This is a genomic window from Thalassovita aquimarina (assembly GCF_018219815.1).
Classification (GTDB): domain Bacteria; phylum Pseudomonadota; class Alphaproteobacteria; order Rhodobacterales; family Rhodobacteraceae; genus Thalassobius; species Thalassobius aquimarinus.
Map to the genome: position 1 here is coordinate 1 of NZ_JADMKU010000052.1, position 1911 is coordinate 1911.

The 1911-nt window shown below is 61.4% G+C and carries 3 protein-coding genes; all 3 read left to right on the plus strand.

Annotated features, from left to right (window positions below):
* Positions 1–1038 (plus strand): ATP-binding protein (locus IT775_RS21115; RefSeq protein ID WP_212703226.1); only part of this gene is annotated, 1038 nt, incomplete at its 5' end.
* The gene (locus IT775_RS21120) at positions 1035–1355 is read left to right on the plus strand and encodes an SHOCT domain-containing protein (protein WP_212703227.1); all 321 of its coding nucleotides are present in this window, start codon (positions 1035–1037) and stop codon (positions 1353–1355) included. The genes IT775_RS21115 and IT775_RS21120, both read left to right, overlap by 4 nt.
* A gap of 266 nt (positions 1356–1621) precedes the next feature.
* On the plus strand, positions 1622–1911 hold a 290-nt coding region (locus tag IT775_RS21125), incomplete at its 3' end, for a c-type cytochrome (RefSeq protein ID WP_212703228.1).

The following is a 1911-nucleotide window of genomic DNA, read 5'->3' on the forward strand; positions in this document are numbered from 1 at the left end:
GCAATCCTGCCTTTGCCGCATCTTTCCCCGGAAATGGCGGAAATGCACCTGGCCATGATGCGCGGTGAGTTGGCGGCAGTCGAAATGAACCTGTCGATCGCACTTTCGAACGGGCAATGGCTGAACGTGGGGACGCGGTTCGAACGCCCGCCGCTGCAATGGCCCTGGCTGTCAACGCTGACCTTCAGCTTGACCGCAGCGATGATCCTGATTGCGATGTTCTGGTTTCTTCTGACCCGGCTCACCGGGCCGTTGCGGCGCTTGTCGCAGGCTGCCGACGGGCTTGGCCGTGGCGAAGAGGCGGTGACGCTGCCGGCTGTCGGGCCGTCGGAAGTGCGCGACCTGACGGCAACGTTCAACCGGATGCAGGAACGGCTGACGCGCTTCGTGGCCGACCGGACCCGGGTTTTGGCCGCGCTTGGTCACGACCTGCGCTCGCCGCTGACTGCAATGCGTGTGCGGGCCGAAATGGTCGATGAGGATGAAACCCGCGAAAGCCTGATCGCCTCGATCGAGGAAATGCAGGGCATGGTCGAGGCGACGCTGGCCTTCGCGCGGGGGCTGGCGACATCCGAGACCTCCGAAACCGTGGACCTGAAGGTGTTTCTGGCGCAGTTGCGCAAGGACATGCTCGACGGGTTCGAACTGGATGACGGCGCACCGGTCTATCTGCGCCTGCGTCCCAACGCGATGCGCCGGGCATTGCGCAATGTCATCGAGAACGCGGAGCGATATGGCGGCGGAGCACGAGTTTCCTTTGGTCAGGATGGCGAAAACGTTGTCGTTCAGGTGATCGACCAAGGGCCTGGTATTCCTGACGAAGAACTGGAGCGGGTGTTCGAACCGTATTTCCGGCTCGAGAAGTCCCGTTCTCTTGAAACCGGGGGGCACGGGCTCGGCCTTGCAACTGCCCGGACGATCCTGCGAGGCCATGGCGGCGACATCGCACTGGCGAACCGGCCCGAAGGCGGGCTTGTCGCAACCTTAACCATTCCAATGGACTCTGACTCGAACGCAACTGAAAGGAACATGACATGAAACGCATAATTTCCCTGATCGTTTTCGGCCTCCCGGCGCTGACCGCGACGGCGGCCCTGGCGGATGTCGATGGTGACTGGCACGGTCGCTATGGCCACATGATGTGGGGCGGCGGTTACGGCATTTTCGGTGGTCTGATGATGTTGCTTTTCTGGGCCGTCATCATCGTGGGGATCGTGTTTGCCGTGCGCTGGTTGTCCGAGGGGCAAAAGGACGGTTCGCGCAACGACGCGATGGAAATCCTGCGCCAGCGCCTTGCGAAGGGCGAGATCGACGAAGACGAATACGCACGGCGCAAGAAAGCATTGGAAGACTGACTTCCGGTGCGCCGGACCCTGCTGCCCGTCTCGATGCGGTGGCAGGCCCGGCTGACCTTTACCAACTGGCGCTGGGTGGCTTCGTCGCTCCGCGCCCGGTCGGATCGCACTGCTTGGCTGCCGTTACAAACCGATACAAAATTCACGGCCTTGTCAGGTCCCGCTCCATTGACCTTCCAGCGCTGGAACCGTGCTTAAGCATTCTGATGAATGCAGCCCCTTGAACGGGGACGGGATCGCAAAAAGGGACAGGAAAGACGAAGCATATGAACAAGACAGCCTTTGCCATCGCCGCAATCATCTTCCTGGGCGGCGCAGGGTACGTGTGGAATGCATCCCGACCGGCTCCAGGCCCGCAGGGGGGCAGCATGACATCGACCGATAAGCGGGGCGTGCAAAACGGCGCAGCTATCGTTCAGGTCGCCTTGCCGGCGGAATTTTCATCCGATGCGCAGATCGGCAAACGGGCTTTCGAAGCCAAATGTGCAACTTGCCATGGGGTGAATGCGGCTGGCCAGAATGGCGTTGCGCCGCCGCTGGTACACAAGATCTATGA

Bases quoted from the DNA above. Each gene is read 5' to 3' on its own strand.
- IT775_RS21120 (WP_212703227.1), top strand. From the start codon at position 1,035: ATGAAACGCATAATTTCCCTGATCGTTTTCGGCCTCCCGGCGCTGACC.